The following is a 14474-nucleotide window of genomic DNA, read 5'->3' on the forward strand; positions in this document are numbered from 1 at the left end:
CCACCGCGAAGTTCTCCACCGCCAGGATGGCTTTCAACGGGTCGACGACCTGAAACATCACCACTGCGTTCACTCGGGCCGGCACGTTGTCTCTGGTGATCACCTCCTGCGGCGGGATCGTCAACGTCACGACCCGTTGATCCACCCGGATCATCCTGTCCGCCAACGGGATCAGGAACTTCAATCCGGGCTGATACAACGGCCGGGCATGACCCATCCGGAACACCACGCCGCGCTCGTACTCGCGCAGCACCACCAGCGAAAAGAACGCCAGCACCACCAGCGCAGCCAGCACGGCCAACACCACGACGATCACCACACCAGTCACTGGGGGCTGTCCTCCTTCTGCGCCCAATCGCTGCCCCACCGGGTGGAATACCGGTCGATCGCGACGGCCACCTGATCTTCCAGGCCGGTTCGGTGCGGCAGGTATTCGGGGGCGTTCGACGGCGAGTTCCACAAGTGTCGGGCCAGCGGCAGTCCAGCGGTCACCACCAGCGCGGCGGCGCCACCCAGGATCAGCAGATCGACGGCGCTGTGCCGGCCGATCAGCATCGCCAGCGGCATGATCACCCCGAGTGCGGCCACAAAACAGGCGATTCCACGATGGAAGCGGCCGGCATCCGAGTGCGGCCACGGGTCGATCTCACGGTTGATTTCCCGGCCGTGGTCTGAGGTCGTACAGGTGGACTTCACCGGACAGCTGTTGCACACCACGGGCAGCGCCCGGTACCGCATCACCCGGTGCTGCGGATCGAACGACGTCGGCCACAGCCAGTGGTCTTGCGGACAGACCCACGCATCGTGGTCGGGGCGGTAGACGAAGTTCCCGGTGCGCCAGCGCGCCGCCTGTTTGGACACCCGCTTCGCCATCGCGTCGAAGCCCCACGCAATCGCCACCAGCACCAGCGCGTAGCCGGCGACCAGCCACACCGACGCCGTGGGCGCTGTCATCGTCACTCCTTCGCCGGTGCCGCGGGTTGTTCGGCGGCGGTGGACAATTCGGTGTAGAGCGGATGCTCGGGCAACTCGTCGGCGACCGCGCCGGACCGGGAATGACGCAACGCCAGCAGTGCGATGTAGATGAACGGCAGCACCCCGCCGACGATGAGGATGACGTCACCGGGCAGCCGCAGCCATTCCAGCAGCGCGTTGCCGGGCTGGGCGATGAAACCCAGTGAGCGCGCTTCGTAGTAGCCGTCGTTGACCGAGTGGTACAGCTGCAGTACGCCGAGTGGCAACAGCGTCGCGAACACCATCCACGCCAGCCCGAGGTTCATTCCCCAGAACGAGATCCGGGCCCATTTTTCCGGCCATTTGTCGGCCGGAATCACGTAGCGGAACGCGAACATCGCCAAGCCGACGGCCAGCATGCCGTAGACGCCCATCATGGCCGCGTGACCGTGGTTGGCTGTCAACGCGGTGCCGATCTGGTAGTAGGACACGATCGGCAGGTTGATCAGGAACCCGAAAATCCCGGCGCCGACGAAGTTCCAGAATCCGACGGCAACCAGGAACAGCACGGCCCAGCGGTGGGGGAACGGCTTGGCGTCACCGGCCTGCTGACGGGATCCCAGTTGCAGGAACGCCCACGCTTCCACGGTCAGGAAGGTCAGCGGGATGACCTCGGCCGCGGAGAAGAAGGCGCCCAGGGCCATGTGTTCCACCGGGGTACCGGAGAAGTACAGATGGTGCATCGTGCCGATCACGCCGCCGGCCGAGTACAGGATGATGTCGAGGAAGATCACCCCGAGCGCGATCCGTTCGCGCACCACCCCGAGCAGCACGAAGATGTAGGCCACCATCACCGTGGTGAACAGCTCGAGGAAATCCTCCACCCACAGGTGCACCACCCAGAATCGCCAGAAATCGGCGACCGAGAAGTGGGTTGCGCTGCCGGCCAGCAGGCCGACCGTGTAGAAGACCGGGATGGCCAGGCCGGCGAAGAAAAACAGCCACGGCAGGTTCATCTTCGATTCGGTGCGCAGCCGGGTGCGCATGCCACGCCAGATGATCACGATCCACAGGAACATGCCGACGCACAGCAGGATCTGCCACAACCGCGGCAGGTCCAGGTACTCCCACTGTTGGGAGAGCAGGCCGCCGGGAGGGATCACGCCGTAGATCGACAGTGCTTCGCTGATCAGCGACCCGAACACCACGATCGCGACCGCGCCCAGCAGCCCGTAGGCCAGCCAGCTCTGGCGTCGCGGTTCGCGGCGCGCGATGAACGGCACCAGGAAGATGCCGCCGGCCAGAAACGCCGCCGCGGTCCAGAACAGCGACAGCTGCACATGCCAGGTCCGCGCCAGGTTGTACGGCAGGATCCGGGCCAGGTCCAGGCCGAAGAACGTCGACAGGTCGGCGCGGTAGTGCTGGGCGGCCGCGCCGACCAGGGTTTGCGCCAAGAACAGCACCGACACGATCGCGAAGAACCAGATCGTGGCGCGCTGCGCCGGTGTCAGGCTCACCTCGCCCGGCTCGCGGAAGGACAGCGTGGACGAGGTTGCGTCGCCATGCCACCCGATCTTCTGGCTCCAGCGCCCGTAGACCGCGAACATGATCCCGATCCCGCCGAGGAGTGCGACCAGTGACAGCGCCGACCACACGATGACCTGAGCGGTCGGGCCGTTGTCGACGCGCTTCTCCGCGGGCCAGTTGTTGGTGTAGGTGTAGCTGTGGCCCGGCCGTTCGGCTGCCGCGGCCCATGCCGTCCACGCGAAAAACGCGGTGAGGTCGTGGATCTGGGCTTTGTCGGTGATCATGTGCGGCAGGAAGCCGTACTTCGTGGAGTCCTCACCGAAATACGTCGCGTAGTACTTCTGGATGTCCTCGAATGCCCGTGCCTGCCGGTCGGTGAACACCAGCGTCTTGGTGTCAGGGTTATAGCGATTGGTGCGGAACTCGGTCACCACCCGGTCGTGCGGGTCGCTGATACCTTGGCCCCGCCACTGGTCGGCGACATTATCGGTCGCCACGCGTAGGTACTCGGCGGTGCGATCCGGTCCGAGGTAGGCGCCGTGGCCGAGCACCGACCCGTACTCCATCAACCCGCGAGCCTGGAAGAGCTCCTGGCCGCGAGTGATATCGGCACCGGTGAACAGCGGCTGGCCGGATTCGCTGACCACCTTGTCGGGCATCGGCATCGAGGCCGTGTAGGTGCGGTAGGCCAGAATGCCCATCACCAGGAAGCCGAAGATCATCACCAGTGCCACACCCTGAACCCAGCCCTTACCGATCAACGGTTCTGAAGTTGCCGAAGTGGAGCGCTGCGCCTCTGCCGGTTCGGTTGCCATACCGAAGACCCTTCTGGTCGGTGGACGATTGCCCTGTATTTAACCCGCTGCGCTCGGACGAAACGCCGGATTCGCGTTTCGCTTGATCATGCCGTTGCGACAGACGGTTGTGCTACAGCAAACCTCGCAGAAAGGACCAATGGCCGCGGTTAGGTGACAAAGGGCCCTCAACAGCGCTGCTGTGCGCTCCTAACGTGATCATCAGTAAAGCGTTGACGTTGGGAAGCAAGGTGATCGCGATGTGTGACTCTTGTTCAGCTCCCGCAGTTGTGGTAGGCGTGGACGGATCCAGGGCCGCGATCCAGGCGGCGCTTTGGGCGGTCGATGAGGCCGTCGGCCGGGACATCCCACTGCGTCTGGTGTACGTCATCGATCCGGCCGATCCGTCTGCCGCTGATTCCGATCGCAGTCAATTCGCTTCTGCGCGTACGGCGTTGTACTGCGCGCAGCGCGCCGTCGAGGCCACCGGAGAACCGGTCAAGATCGAAACTGAGACGCTGACCGGGAAGCCGCTGGCTAAGTTGGCCGAGGAGTCGCGGTCGGCCGCGATCCTCTGCGTCGGCTCGATCGGAACCAAACATGCATGCCGCGGTAGCGGTTCCGTCGCAGCGGCCCTACCCGCGCTGGCCCAGTGTCCAGTGGCGGTCGTCGGCGTGTCACCAAGCCGGGCGGTCAAGCGCCGGCCCCGCAGCATTCTGGTCGAGGTGGACAACGGGACAGCGCTACACCATGCCTTCGAAGAGGCGCGGCTGCGGCGGGTGCCGCTTCGCGCGGTCGCGGCGTGGTATCCGGAGATACCAGAGGACATCGGCGACGGAAAACGTTTGGCGCGAGCGCATCTCGGTCGTCAAGTCGCCCGCTGGACACGGCTGTATCCCGACGTGACGGTCGAACCGACCGTCGTCCGCGGCAGCCTTTGCCGTTACCTTGCGCAAAACGCGGAGTCGGTCGAGGTTTTCGTGAGGGCCAGCCGGGACTGCGGCGCGGATAGGCCCGTCGAGTGCCCAGTGCTGACCGTGCGGGCAAGCCACCTGTAGCCACTTACCCATTCAGCTTCAGCGGGTCACCAGCACCGGCATCCGCGCGCGCTGTGCGACCGTTGCGCCCAGCTGGTCGTCGACGACGACCAGCTGGGCATCCTCGGACTGTTCGACCAGGCGCGCCGCCGACTCTGCGGAGATGACCAGTTCGACGCCTCGCCGCGCTGCTTCTTGGCGCGCAAGCCTGGTTGCCCGCTCGGAGGCAAGCACCGGCGCGTGCGCCGGGTACGGCATCAGCGGATCCTCATCGTGGATAACCGCTACCGGGCAATGAGATTCGCGCACCACCGCCGCGCTGACCGACCGGGACAACGCGCGTCGCCAGGTGCTGCGGCGTGGTCCAACCACGACCATCTCGGCTACGCGGGACATCTCCACCAGTGCCTCGACGGGATCGGTGGGCAGCACCGCGGTGGACAGCAGCAGCGGCGACTCGCGCCCCGCGCTGTCCTGGGCGACCCGCATAGCGTCGTCGATGATCCGGTGCGCCCGCCGACGGGCCGCCACGGCCGGCGCCGCGTACACCACCGTCAGCGGAATGCCGCGCAGCGAAGCCTCCCGGGCTGCCCAGTCCACCGCGACTTTCGACGACGGTGACCCGTCTACGCCGACCACGATGCCGCGTCTCGTGCTATGCGAAAGCATGTTGCTCACACTCGGTCCGCCACTCGACGATGTCGCTGACTTCACGACGTGGGGTCGACGGCAACGGATCGGCGTTGACCGGCGCCCAGCCGACCCGAAGCAACATCTGCGGGTATCCGCTGGCGCCGAACACATCTGATCGGATCGCATCGCGGGTTTCGGTGATCTCCAGCGGCTCGGTGACCGGGCAGCTGGCCAAACCTATCGATGTGGCCGTCAACAGCACCACGCTGGTGGCTTCGCCGGCGCGCAGCCGGGCCAGCCGGTCGTCGGCTTGGGTGCCCAAAGCCAGGATGACCGCGTTGTCGTCGGCGGGGGAGACGCCGGGCGGCTGCGCCAGGGCAGGACCGGCGAACAGCCGCCCGGGTATCACCGCCGCCGGGCTGGGCGTCGGTATGTTGCGTGCAGGCACGCCGGCCACCGAGCCGTACCGCCCGCTCCACGCGGTGAGTTCGGCGACATAGTCATGGTTGCCCGCGTGGCTCCAGACCGCCTGCGCGACAATCTTGTTGAGCTTGTCCACCGGGTCGACGCGGCGCAACATCACGCCGCTGCGGGCGGCCCGCGCTCCCATGAGTGCGATGTCGCCGTCGGGCACCGGCCAGGAGCTGTAAATTCGCCGGTCGGTTCGCCGCCGCGGGATCGCCGCCGCCAGCATGACATCGACCTGATCGACGTCACAGCAACATACTTCGATGCGCGCCAGATGATCGGGGTTGTCCGGGTCGGGCAGTCGGTGCACGCGAGCCCGCCAGCCCAGCGCGGCAAGCGCGATCACGCAATGATTCAGCGCCGCACCGCAGCTCAGGATCAGCTCTCGGCCGTCGGGGTCGGCGCCGGGCAATCGCAGGTCCGGGTCGACCAACAGATCCAGTGCGTCGTCGCTGACCTGCCAGCGCCATGGTTGTGAGTTGTAGATCGACGGCGCCCGGCCGGCCAGGGTGAGGGCCGTGCGGATCGCCTCGCGATCGGGAAAATGCGCATTCATTGCCCGTGCCGCCTTCGATGCATCGCAGAAACTGATGTCACTCTTAGGCTGCCGTGCTCTCACCGGCCGGCCCAGAGCAGGAAGACCTCAGTTGGAAAGGACTTTGGGCCACCGCCGGGGGTATTCCACCAGGGCTATTAAGAGTATTATAGTCCTTTATAACGGATGAGATCCGATGCCGCCGACGGCGACGGCATGGGCAGAGGGCGACCGATGGCAGATCTTGCAATTCGCGCACCTGTTGACAGTGGGCTGACTGCGGTTCGGCCCTATCCGCCACGGACCGGGTTCAAGGGGACGCTGGTCTACAAGCTGGTGACCACCACCGATCACAAGCTGATCGGCATCATGTACATGGTCACGACGTTCGCCTTTTTCTTTGCCGGCGGGCTGATGGCATTGCTGATGCGCACCGAGTTGGCCGCGCCGGGCCTGCAGTTCCTGTCCAACGAGCAGTACAACCAGTTGTTCACCATGCACGGCACGGTCATGCTGCTGCTGTACGCCACTCCCATTGTCTTCGGCTTCGCCAATCTGGTTCTGCCACTGCAGATCGGCGCACCCGATGTGGCGTTCCCCCGGCTGAACGCGTTGTCGTATTGGCTGTACCTGTTCGGTGCGCTGATCACGGTGTCGGGTTTCGTCAGCCCCGGCGGAGCCGCTGATTTCGGATGGACGGCCTATACGCCGCTGTCCGACGCCGTGCACTCCGCCGGCGCCGGAGGAGACCTCTGGATTATGGGTCTGATCGTCGCGGGTCTGGGCACCATCCTGGGTGCGGTCAACATGATCACCACCGTCGTGTGCATGCGCGCTCCCGGCATGACGATGTTCCGGATGCCGATCTTCACCTGGAACATCATGATCACGTCGATCATGGTGCTGATGGTCTTTCCGCTGCTGACCGCCGCGCTGTTCGGGCTCGCCTACGACCGGCACCTCGGTGCACACATCTACGACCCCGCCAACGGCGGCGCGATTCTGTGGCAACACCTGTTCTGGTTCTTCGGCCACCCCGAGGTCTACATCGTCGCACTGCCGTTCTTCGGCATCGTCACCGAGATCTTCCCGGTATTCTCCCGCAAACCTGTCTTCGGCTACACCACAATGGTTTACGCGACGATGTCCATCGCCGGCCTGTCGACCGCGGTGTGGGCGCACCACATGTTCGCCACCGGGGCGGTGCTGCTGCCGTTCTTCAGCTTCATGTCGTACATGATCGCGGTGCCGACCGGGATCAAGTTCTTCAACTGGATCGGCACCATGTGGAAGGGTCAGTTGACCTTTGAGACGCCGATGCTGTTCTCGATCGGCTTCGCGGTCACCTTCCTGCTCGGTGGACTGTCGGGGGTACTGTTGGCCAGCCCGCCGCTGGATTTCCACGTCACCGACACGTATTTTCTGGTTGCTCATTTCCACTACGTGTTGTTCGGCACCATCGTGTTCGCCACCTTCGCGGGCATCTATTTCTGGTTCCCCAAGATGACCGGCCGGCTGCTCGACGAGCGGCTGGGCAAGCTGCACTTCTGGCTGACATTGATCGGTTTTCACACCACGTTCTTGGTGCAACACTGGCTCGGCAGTAGAGGTATGCCGCGGCGCTATGCCGACTACCTGCCCACCGACGGCTTCCAGGCGCTCAACGTCGTCTCCACCATTGGCGCGTTCATCCTGGGCGCGTCGATGCTTCCGTTCGTCTGGAACGTCTTCAAGAGCTGGCGCTACGGCGACGTGGTCGCCGTCGACGATCCGTGGGGGTACGGCAACTCGCTGGAGTGGGCCACCAGTTGCCCGCCGCCGCGGCACAACTTCACTGAGCTGCCCCGCATCCGCTCCGAGCGCCCGGCCTTCGAGCTGCACTACCCGCACATGGTGAGAAGGATGCGCAGCGAGGCGTACATCGGGCGCCCCGTAAGTTCGGTCAGCGCTTCAGCAGGGTATCGAGTTCCGGCGAGTCACCGCCGGTAAGCCGGCGGTGCATGGCCCAGGCGATCCTGGTGGCCTGAACCTTCGCCTGGTCGGCGACAGGCCCGCTGTACATCTCGTCGACGGTGTTCTGCCACGTCGACAGCCAGCGAACGAAGTGACCTCCGGACAGCGCAGTCCGGTCGTGGACGTGGCGGTGTGCGTGCAGCGCACTGCCCTTGTAGAGACCGGCGCGGAACAGCACCGTCTCCCAAAAGTCGCACATCCTCGGGATGTGCGTGTCCAGTCCCCGGGCGCGCACTTCGCTGAACGGTTCGGCCAGAACGTCGTCGTCGAGCACGCGGCCATAGAACCGTCGTAGCAACGCCTCGACATCGGCGCGATCCGTCAGGTCCGCGCATTCTTGCTCGGCTAACACCTGTAGGTCAGTCATTGGCGATCACGTGCGCGATGCACAATTCCGGTTCGACGAACGGTTGCAAGTCGGCTTGCAGTCTTGGGCTTTGGCGGTCGGAGACGAGACCCTCGAGTAGTCCCCGATGCAGCGCGCACCCCACCTCCGGGTGTGCGGCGGCCAGTTCGCGCACCGGGCAGCCGTGCAGGCGGATCGTGCGCGTGCGGCTGTCGGCGGGCGGGTTCAGTTCGGGCCCGAATCCCATCCGCTGGAAAACCTCGGTCGTTCGCTGCGCCCGGCGATCGAGAACCTCGCCTTGTTCGGCTTCAGTGGGTCCCGACGCGGATCCGGCCGTGATGCGTTCGGCCCAGCGCCGCCCGGCGCGTTCGGCACGGCGCCGGCGCTTGTCGGTGGTGTCGCCGAGCTCCAGGGCCAGGATCTCCGCGAGAATCTGATAGTCGAGCTGGCCTTCCACCGCTGCGTAGCCGGTGCGGGGCCGCCCGACGCCGGTCGGTGTGATGCGGGTGCGTGTGATCGCGCCCTGATCGCACAGCGCGTCGAGATGAAAACGCACCGTGGTCACGTGCAGCCCCATCTGCGCGGCGAGTTCGGCCGCGTCGACTGCCCCGTCATGCTCGCGGACCAGTTGAAGCACCCGTTCACGTTGCCGATTGCGCGGCCAACGCTGCCGCTGGCGGCCTTGCCGTTCGTCGTCCACCTCGGGTGCCTCTTCGTCGCTGGGGTTATTTAACGGATATTATTCCTCAATATTAGCTGGTCGCGTCAACAGAAGCCAACAGGCGCCGCGTCGAGCCGGCAGCGGCTTGGAATCATTGTCGGGTGCCGCTGATGCCGAAGCCGTCGATCGCGGAGGTCGATGCTGCGGTGATCCGGCTCGGGGTACGTCCCGACGGGGCGCCGTGGCCCTCGCTGGCATCGGTGGTCGCACCGGTCACCTTCGAGGGACGAGCGGCATTGTTGAAGGTGACAAACGAACCGGAGGAACTGGCCGGCGCGCGAGCACTGGAGACATGGGACGGGCACGGCGCTGTCCGGCTACTCGCACGCGACGGCAACGCGATGGTGCTGGAACGGGTGGGGGCAACGCTACGTTCGCGGGTGACCGACGACACCGCTGCAACACGGGCGCTGTGCGCCGTAGCTGCCCGACTGCACCGCCACACTCTCGAGCGATTGACCGAATTCCCCTCCCTGCGTGGCTGGTTCGCGTCCTTGTTCGCCGATACCAGCCCCCGGTTCGAGCAGGTCAGGCAGATTGCGGACCAACTCTTGGAACGCGATGTCAGACCGGTGCTGCTGCATGGCGATCTGCACCATGAAAACGTCCTCGACGGCGGAATCGAGGATGGTTGGCCATCGACCCAAAGGGAATCGTGGGGCCCCGAGAGTTCGACTACTGCAACATCTTCACCAACTTCACGCCCGAGGACGCCATCCCGAACTTCGACGTGCGCCTGCATATCGTTGGCAAGGCCGCCGACATCGACCGCGATGACCTGTTGCGCTGGATCGCGTCGTGGTCGGCGCTCTCGGGCATCTGGCATCTCGAGGATGGCGACGACGCGCTCGCGGCATTTCCCCACGCCATCACGGACCTTGCCCTTGACCGCCTGAACCGCGCATGAGTCGCGTGACGCGCCCCGCGGTCGCGCGCCCGGTAGTCTCGCTCACGTGCTGCTGACCTCGCTGAACCCCGCAGCCGCCACGGATATCGGTGACGCCGTCCACATCGGCAACGTGACGTTGAGCCGCAGCGATTTGGTCGGCGCCGCCACGTCGGTGGCCGAGCGAGTCGGCGGCGCGGGCCGGGTTGCGGTACTAGCCACCCCGACTGCGGCGACCGTGCTGGCGATAACCGGTTGCCTGCTCGCCGGTGTCCCGGTGGTGCCGGTGCCCGCCGACGTCGGCCAGGCCGAACGACGCCACATCCTCACCGATTCCGGTGCCCAGGCATGGCTGGGGCAGGTGCCCGACGAGCCGGAGGGCCTGCCCCACATCCCGGTGCGGTTGCACGCCCGCTCATGGCATCGCTATCCCGAACCGGCGCCCGACGCCACCGCGCTGATCATCTACACCTCGGGCACCACCGGTCCGCCCAAGGGGGTGCCGCTGAGCCGGCGCGCGATCGCCGCGGACCTGGACGCTTTGGCGCAGGCCTGGCAGTGGAGCGCCGACGATGTCTTGGTGCACGGACTGCCGCTGTTTCACGTGCACGGCCTGGTGCTGGGTCTGCTCGGTTCGCTGCGGGTCGGAAACCGCTTCGTGCACACCGGAAAACCCACACCCGAGGGCTACGCCGCAGCTGGGGGCACACTGTATTTCGGGGTGCCGACGGTGTGGTCGCGGATCGTTGCCGATAGCGCCGCCGCCGACGCGCTGCGGCCGGCGCGGCTGCTGGTGTCGGGCAGCGCGGGGTTGCCGGTGCCGGTATTCGACAAGCTGGTCGGGCTTACCGGGCACGCGCCGGTCGAACGGTACGGCAGTACTGAATCGCTGATCACGGTGTCCACCCGCGCCGACGGGGAACGCCGCCCCGGCTGGGTGGGCCTGCCGTTAACCGGCGTGCAGACCCGGCTGGTCGACGACGCCGGCGGTTCGGTGGCTTGCGACGGCGAAACCATTGGGCGGCTTCAGGTTCGGGGGCCGACAGTGTTCGACGGCTACCTGAACCGGCCGGACGCCACCGCCGAGGCGTTCGACGCCGACGGCTGGTATCGCACTGGTGACGCCGCGGTGGTCGACGGCGACGGGATGCATCGCATTGTGGGCCGCGAGTCGGTCGATCTGATCAAGTCGGGCGGCTACCGGGTCGGGGCCGGCGAAATCGAGACGGCGCTGCTGGGCCATTCCGGCGTGCGCGAGGCGGCCGTGGTCGGGCTGCCCGATGAGGACCTGGGCCAGCGCATTGTCGCGTTCGTTGTTGGTGACGCCGATACTGCTGAGCTGATTGACTATGTGGCCCAGCAGCTTTCGGTCCATAAGCGGCCCCGCGAGGTCCGGATGGTCGACAGCCTGCCGCGCAATGCGATGGGCAAGGTGCTCAAGAAGGAGCTGCTGCCCTAGCCGCGAGCGTGCGTAGTTGCACGCCGTTAGCGGCGTGTCGCCGTACAAGCACGCACGCTCGCGGCAAAAAGTTAGTTGGCGTGCAGGTCTTCGTTGAGCGCGATGCCGTGGCCGTCGCGGGAGACCACCTCGACCGCACCGGTCAGCGAATTGCGGCGGAACAGCATGTTGTTACCGCCGGACAGTTCACCGGCCTTGACCGTGGCCCCGTCGGGCATCGCGATCTTGGTGCCGGCGGTGACATACAAGCCGGCCTCGACGACACAGTCGTCGCCCAGCGAGATGCCCAGCCCTGCGTTGGCGCCGAGCAGACAACGCTTGCCGATCGAGATCACCGCGGTGCCACCGCCCGACAGCGTGCCCATGATCGACGCGCCGCCGCCGATGTCGGAGCCGTCGTCGACCACCACGCCCGCCGAGATGCGGCCCTCCACCATCGACGCGCCCAGCGTTCCCGCGTTGTAGTTGACGAATCCCTCGTGCATCACCGTGGTGCCGGGCGCCAGATGCGCACCCAACCGCACCCGGTCGGCGTCGGCGATCCGCACCCCGGCCGGCACCACATAGTCGACCATCCGCGGGAACTTGTCGATCCCGTAGACGGTGACCGGCCCGCGACCGCGCAGCCGCGCCCGCACCACCTCGAAACCCTCGACGGCGCAAGGCCCGTGATTGGTCCACACCACATTGGTCAACACGCCGAAGAATCCGTCGGCGTTGAGCCCGTGCGGCGCGACCAGCCGATGCGAGAGCAAATGCAGGCGCAGATAGGCGTCGTAGGCGTCGGTGGTCTTATCCTCCAGCGAACCGATCACCGTGCGCACCGCGACGGTCTCGGTGCCGCGGTCGTCGTCGCGGCCCGCCAAGGCGGCGAACTCGTCGGGAACCTCGGCCACCGACAGCCGTACGGTGCCGCTTTCACCGGCATCGATCAGTTCCGGTGCGGGGAACCAAGTGTCGAGCACCGACCCGTCGGCGGCGAGTGTCGCCAGCCCAATACCCGAAGCTGCAGTCACAGTGGCCACGCTACTAGGCTGGAGCGGTGCTGGACTTAGCCGGGGATCCGATCGCGCTGACCGCGGCATTGGTCGACATCCCCAGCGAGTCGCGACACGAAGCACACATCGCCGACGAGGTCGAGGCCGCGCTGCGCGCGCAGACATCGAATTTCGAAGTCATCCGTAACGGCGACGCCGTGCTGGCCCGCACGCAATCCGGCAAGCCGACCCGGGTATTGCTGGCCGGGCACCTCGACACCGTTCCGATCGCCGACAACGTGCCCAGTCGCCGAGACGGCGACCTGCTCTACGGCTGCGGGACCGCCGACATGAAGTCCGGTGACGCCGTGTTTCTACACCTGGCGGCCACCGTCACCGACCCGGCGCACGACCTGACCCTGGTGTTCTACGACTGTGAGGAAATCGACGCCGCCTCAAACGGTTTGGGCCGCGTCGAGCGTGAGTTGCCGGACTGGCTGGCCGCCGATGTGGCCATCCTTGGCGAGCCGACCGCCGGCTACATCGAGGCCGGCTGTCAAGGCACGCTGCGCGCCGTGATCCACGCGAACGGAACGCGCGCCCACTCGGCGCGATCGTGGTTGGGCGACAACGCGATTCACAAGCTGGGCGCGGTACTGGACCGGCTCGCGAACTATCAGGCTCGCCACGTCGACATCGACGGCTGCACCTACCGTGAGGGCCTCTCGGCGGTACGCATCGACGGCGGCGGCCCGGGCGATGATCGACGGGCTGGCGGCCACCTTTGCCATGAATGCGGGTACGCCGCTGCGCGCCTTGCGCCTGGCCGACGAGGTGCTGGCTTCCCCGCATGCCGGCGACATCGGGTGGGCGGCTTCGGCTGCGGCACTGTGCTCGGCCCGGATCGGCCGCTTCGGCGACGTCGAGGCGCTCGCCGCCCGCGCGGTGGCCGCCGAGCACCCGGGCTTGTTGAGGTTCACCAGCGGGTTAGCCCGAGTCACGGCGCTGCTGATGGCCGGGCGGCTGGACGCGGCGCGCTCGTTGGCGCAGCGCCATACCGATTTCGCCGAGCTGCAGCAGCCGGGACGGGCGATCGGCGAGGTGCTGGTCGGGTACGTGGCGATTGCCCAGGGTGACTTCGACACTGCGGTGGCGCTGCTGGAGCCCGCGGCGGCCACGCTGGAGCGCACCGGCTATTCGTGGGGCCCGCTGTCGCTGTCCCTGCTCGCCCAGGCGCTGGGCCAGCAAGGCGAACAGCTTGCGGCGGCAAAGGCTTTCAGCCGAGCCGAGTCGCGGCACGGTCTGAAGTCGGCGCTGTTCGCTCCGGAGCTGGCCTTGGCCAAGGCATGGTCGAAGGCGACACGCGGCGACACCACCGGCGCCATCGTCGCCGCCCGGGAAGCTGTGCAGGCCGCCGAACGCGGCGGGCAGTCGGCGATCGCGCTTCGGGCGCTGCAGGACGCCGCCCGGCTCGGCGACACCAGCGCGGTGTATCGCGCCGAGCGCCTCGCGCTCGAAGTGGACTGTGTGCTTGGCCGGCTCACGCTGGCTCACGCCCGCGCGCTGGCAGCGGGTGATCCGGCCGCGCTGGCCGACGTGTCCGCCGACCTGGCCGATGCGGGGTTTCATCCGGCAGCCGCCGACGGCGCCGCGCAGGCCAAGCGCGCTCAGCTGGATAGGTAGCGGCGCAGCATGTCCACGGCGGCGGTGATCTGCTCGACCGGTACCCGCTCGTCGCGGCGATGGGCCACGTTGGGGTCGCCAGGGCCGTAGTTGACCGCCGGGATACCGCGGGCCGCGAACCGCGCGACGTCGGTCCAGCCGTATTTCGCCCGGACCTGCCCGTCGGCCGCCTCGACCAGCGCCTTGGCGGCGGGCTTGCCCAGACCTGGCAGCGCGCCGGCGGCGCAGTCCGTCTGTTCGATATCCACCTCGAGCCCGTCGAACACCTCGTGCACGTGTTGCAGCGCGGCGTCGGGCGAGCGGTCGGGGGCGAACCGGAAGTTGACCGTCACCGACGCCGCATCGGGGATGACATTGCCGGCCACGCCGCCGTCGATGCGTACCGCCGAGAGGCCCTCACGGTAGGTGCAGCCGTCGATGTCGACGTGGCGAGCCTGATAG

The 14474-nt window shown here is 66.8% G+C and carries 13 protein-coding genes and 2 pseudogenes; 6 read left to right on the forward strand and 9 right to left on the reverse strand.

The features are described 5' to 3' along the window. The 3 genes from A5707_RS10920 to A5707_RS10930 form a co-directional block, all read right to left on the reverse strand. A partial coding sequence (locus A5707_RS10920) for an SPFH domain-containing protein (protein WP_269455147.1) occupies positions 1–328 on the reverse strand: 328 nt, incomplete at its 3' end. After that, positions 325–954, reverse strand: coding sequence for a hypothetical protein (locus A5707_RS10925; RefSeq protein ID WP_065014504.1), 630 nt, complete (start codon positions 952–954; stop codon positions 325–327). The genes A5707_RS10920 and A5707_RS10925, both read right to left, overlap by 4 nt. Positions 955–956: 2 nt before the next feature. After that, complete coding sequence (locus A5707_RS10930; protein ID WP_065014505.1) at positions 957–3296, reverse strand: nitric-oxide reductase large subunit; 2340 nt, start codon at positions 3294–3296, stop codon at positions 957–959. A 239-nt stretch (positions 3297–3535) separates the two neighbouring features. Between A5707_RS10930 and A5707_RS10935 the strand changes: the two genes are divergently transcribed. Further along, the gene (locus A5707_RS10935) at positions 3536–4333 is read left to right on the forward strand and encodes a universal stress protein (RefSeq protein ID WP_065014515.1); all 798 of its coding nucleotides are present in this window, start codon (positions 3536–3538) and stop codon (positions 4331–4333) included. A gap of 18 nt (positions 4334–4351) precedes the next feature. Here the strand turns inward: A5707_RS10935 and A5707_RS10940 are convergent, their stop codons facing one another. Both A5707_RS10940 and A5707_RS10945 read right to left on the reverse strand, forming a co-directional pair. After that, positions 4352–4981 carry a universal stress protein gene (locus A5707_RS10940; RefSeq protein ID WP_065014506.1) on the reverse strand — a complete coding sequence of 210 codons (630 nt, stop codon included), beginning with the start codon at positions 4979–4981 and terminating at the stop codon, positions 4352–4354. Continuing rightward, entirely contained in the window at positions 4968–5969 is a 1002-nt protein-coding gene (locus A5707_RS10945; RefSeq protein ID WP_065014507.1) for an Acg family FMN-binding oxidoreductase, read from the reverse strand. Before A5707_RS10945 ends, A5707_RS10940 begins: the two co-directional genes overlap by 14 nt. A gap of 213 nt (positions 5970–6182) precedes the next feature. On the opposite strand from A5707_RS10945, the gene ctaD reads away from it, so the two are divergent. Continuing rightward, a complete protein-coding gene (gene ctaD / locus A5707_RS10950; RefSeq protein WP_065014508.1) occupies positions 6183–7937 on the forward strand; it encodes a cytochrome c oxidase subunit I in 1755 nt (584 codons plus the stop codon). Here the strand turns inward: ctaD and A5707_RS10955 are convergent. Continuing rightward, on the reverse strand, positions 7891–8328 hold the full coding sequence (locus A5707_RS10955; protein WP_065014509.1) for a group III truncated hemoglobin: 438 nt from the start codon (positions 8326–8328) through the stop codon (positions 7891–7893). The genes ctaD and A5707_RS10955 overlap by 47 nt on opposite strands. Further along, positions 8321–9007, reverse strand: coding sequence for a helix-turn-helix transcriptional regulator (locus A5707_RS10960; protein WP_065014510.1), 687 nt, complete (start codon positions 9005–9007; stop codon positions 8321–8323). Before A5707_RS10960 ends, A5707_RS10955 begins: the two co-directional genes overlap by 8 nt. Positions 9008–9138: 131 nt before the next feature. Between A5707_RS10960 and A5707_RS10965 the strand changes: the two are divergent. Both A5707_RS10965 and A5707_RS10970 read left to right on the forward strand, forming a co-directional pair. Then, positions 9139–9935: pseudogene (locus tag A5707_RS10965) on the forward strand (aminoglycoside phosphotransferase family protein). Positions 9936–9981: 46 nt separating this feature from the next. Next, entirely contained in the window at positions 9982–11373 is a 1392-nt protein-coding gene (locus A5707_RS10970; protein ID WP_065014511.1) for an acyl-CoA synthetase, read from the forward strand. Positions 11374–11444: 71 nt separating this feature from the next. On the opposite strand, the gene dapD is transcribed toward A5707_RS10970, so the two are convergent. Then, positions 11445–12398 (reverse strand): 2,3,4,5-tetrahydropyridine-2,6-dicarboxylate N-succinyltransferase, encoded by a 954-nt coding sequence (dapD, locus tag A5707_RS10975; RefSeq protein ID WP_156657788.1) that lies wholly within the window; start codon positions 12396–12398, stop codon positions 11445–11447. 17 nt (positions 12399–12415) lie between these two features. Here dapD and dapE point away from each other — a divergent pair. Both dapE and A5707_RS24935 read left to right on the forward strand, forming a co-directional pair. After that, a pseudogene (gene dapE / locus A5707_RS23235) lies at positions 12416–13111 on the forward strand (succinyl-diaminopimelate desuccinylase); the annotation flags it as partial. 355 nt (positions 13112–13466) lie between these two features. After that, positions 13467–14033: an AAA family ATPase gene (locus A5707_RS24935; RefSeq protein WP_156657790.1), complete on the forward strand. Its 567-nt coding sequence runs from the start codon at positions 13467–13469 to the stop codon at positions 14031–14033. Here the strand turns inward: A5707_RS24935 and A5707_RS10995 are convergent. Then, a partial coding sequence (locus A5707_RS10995; protein ID WP_156657716.1) for a M20/M25/M40 family metallo-hydrolase occupies positions 14018–14474 on the reverse strand: 457 nt, incomplete at its 5' end. The genes A5707_RS24935 and A5707_RS10995 overlap by 16 nt on opposite strands.

The organism is Mycobacterium kyorinense (assembly GCF_001672775.1).
Classification (GTDB): Bacteria; Actinomycetota; Actinomycetes; order Mycobacteriales; family Mycobacteriaceae; genus Mycobacterium; species Mycobacterium kyorinense_A.

Excerpts from the sequence above, each read along its gene's own strand:
- A5707_RS10925 (WP_065014504.1), bottom strand. The coding sequence starts at position 954 with ATGACAGCGCCCACGGCGTCGGTGTGGCTGGTCGCCGGCTACGCGCTG.
- A5707_RS10930 (WP_065014505.1), bottom strand. The coding sequence starts at position 3,296 with ATGGCAACCGAACCGGCAGAGGCGCAGCGCTCCACTTCGGCAACTTCA.
- A5707_RS10935 (WP_065014515.1), top strand. The coding sequence starts at position 3,536 with ATGTGTGACTCTTGTTCAGCTCCCGCAGTTGTGGTAGGCGTGGACGGA.
- A5707_RS10940 (WP_065014506.1), bottom strand. The coding sequence starts at position 4,981 with ATGCTTTCGCATAGCACGAGACGCGGCATCGTGGTCGGCGTAGACGGG.
- A5707_RS10945 (WP_065014507.1), bottom strand. The coding sequence starts at position 5,969 with ATGAATGCGCATTTTCCCGATCGCGAGGCGATCCGCACGGCCCTCACC.
- ctaD (WP_065014508.1), top strand. The coding sequence starts at position 6,183 with ATGGCAGATCTTGCAATTCGCGCACCTGTTGACAGTGGGCTGACTGCG.
- A5707_RS10955 (WP_065014509.1), bottom strand. The coding sequence starts at position 8,328 with ATGACTGACCTACAGGTGTTAGCCGAGCAAGAATGCGCGGACCTGACG.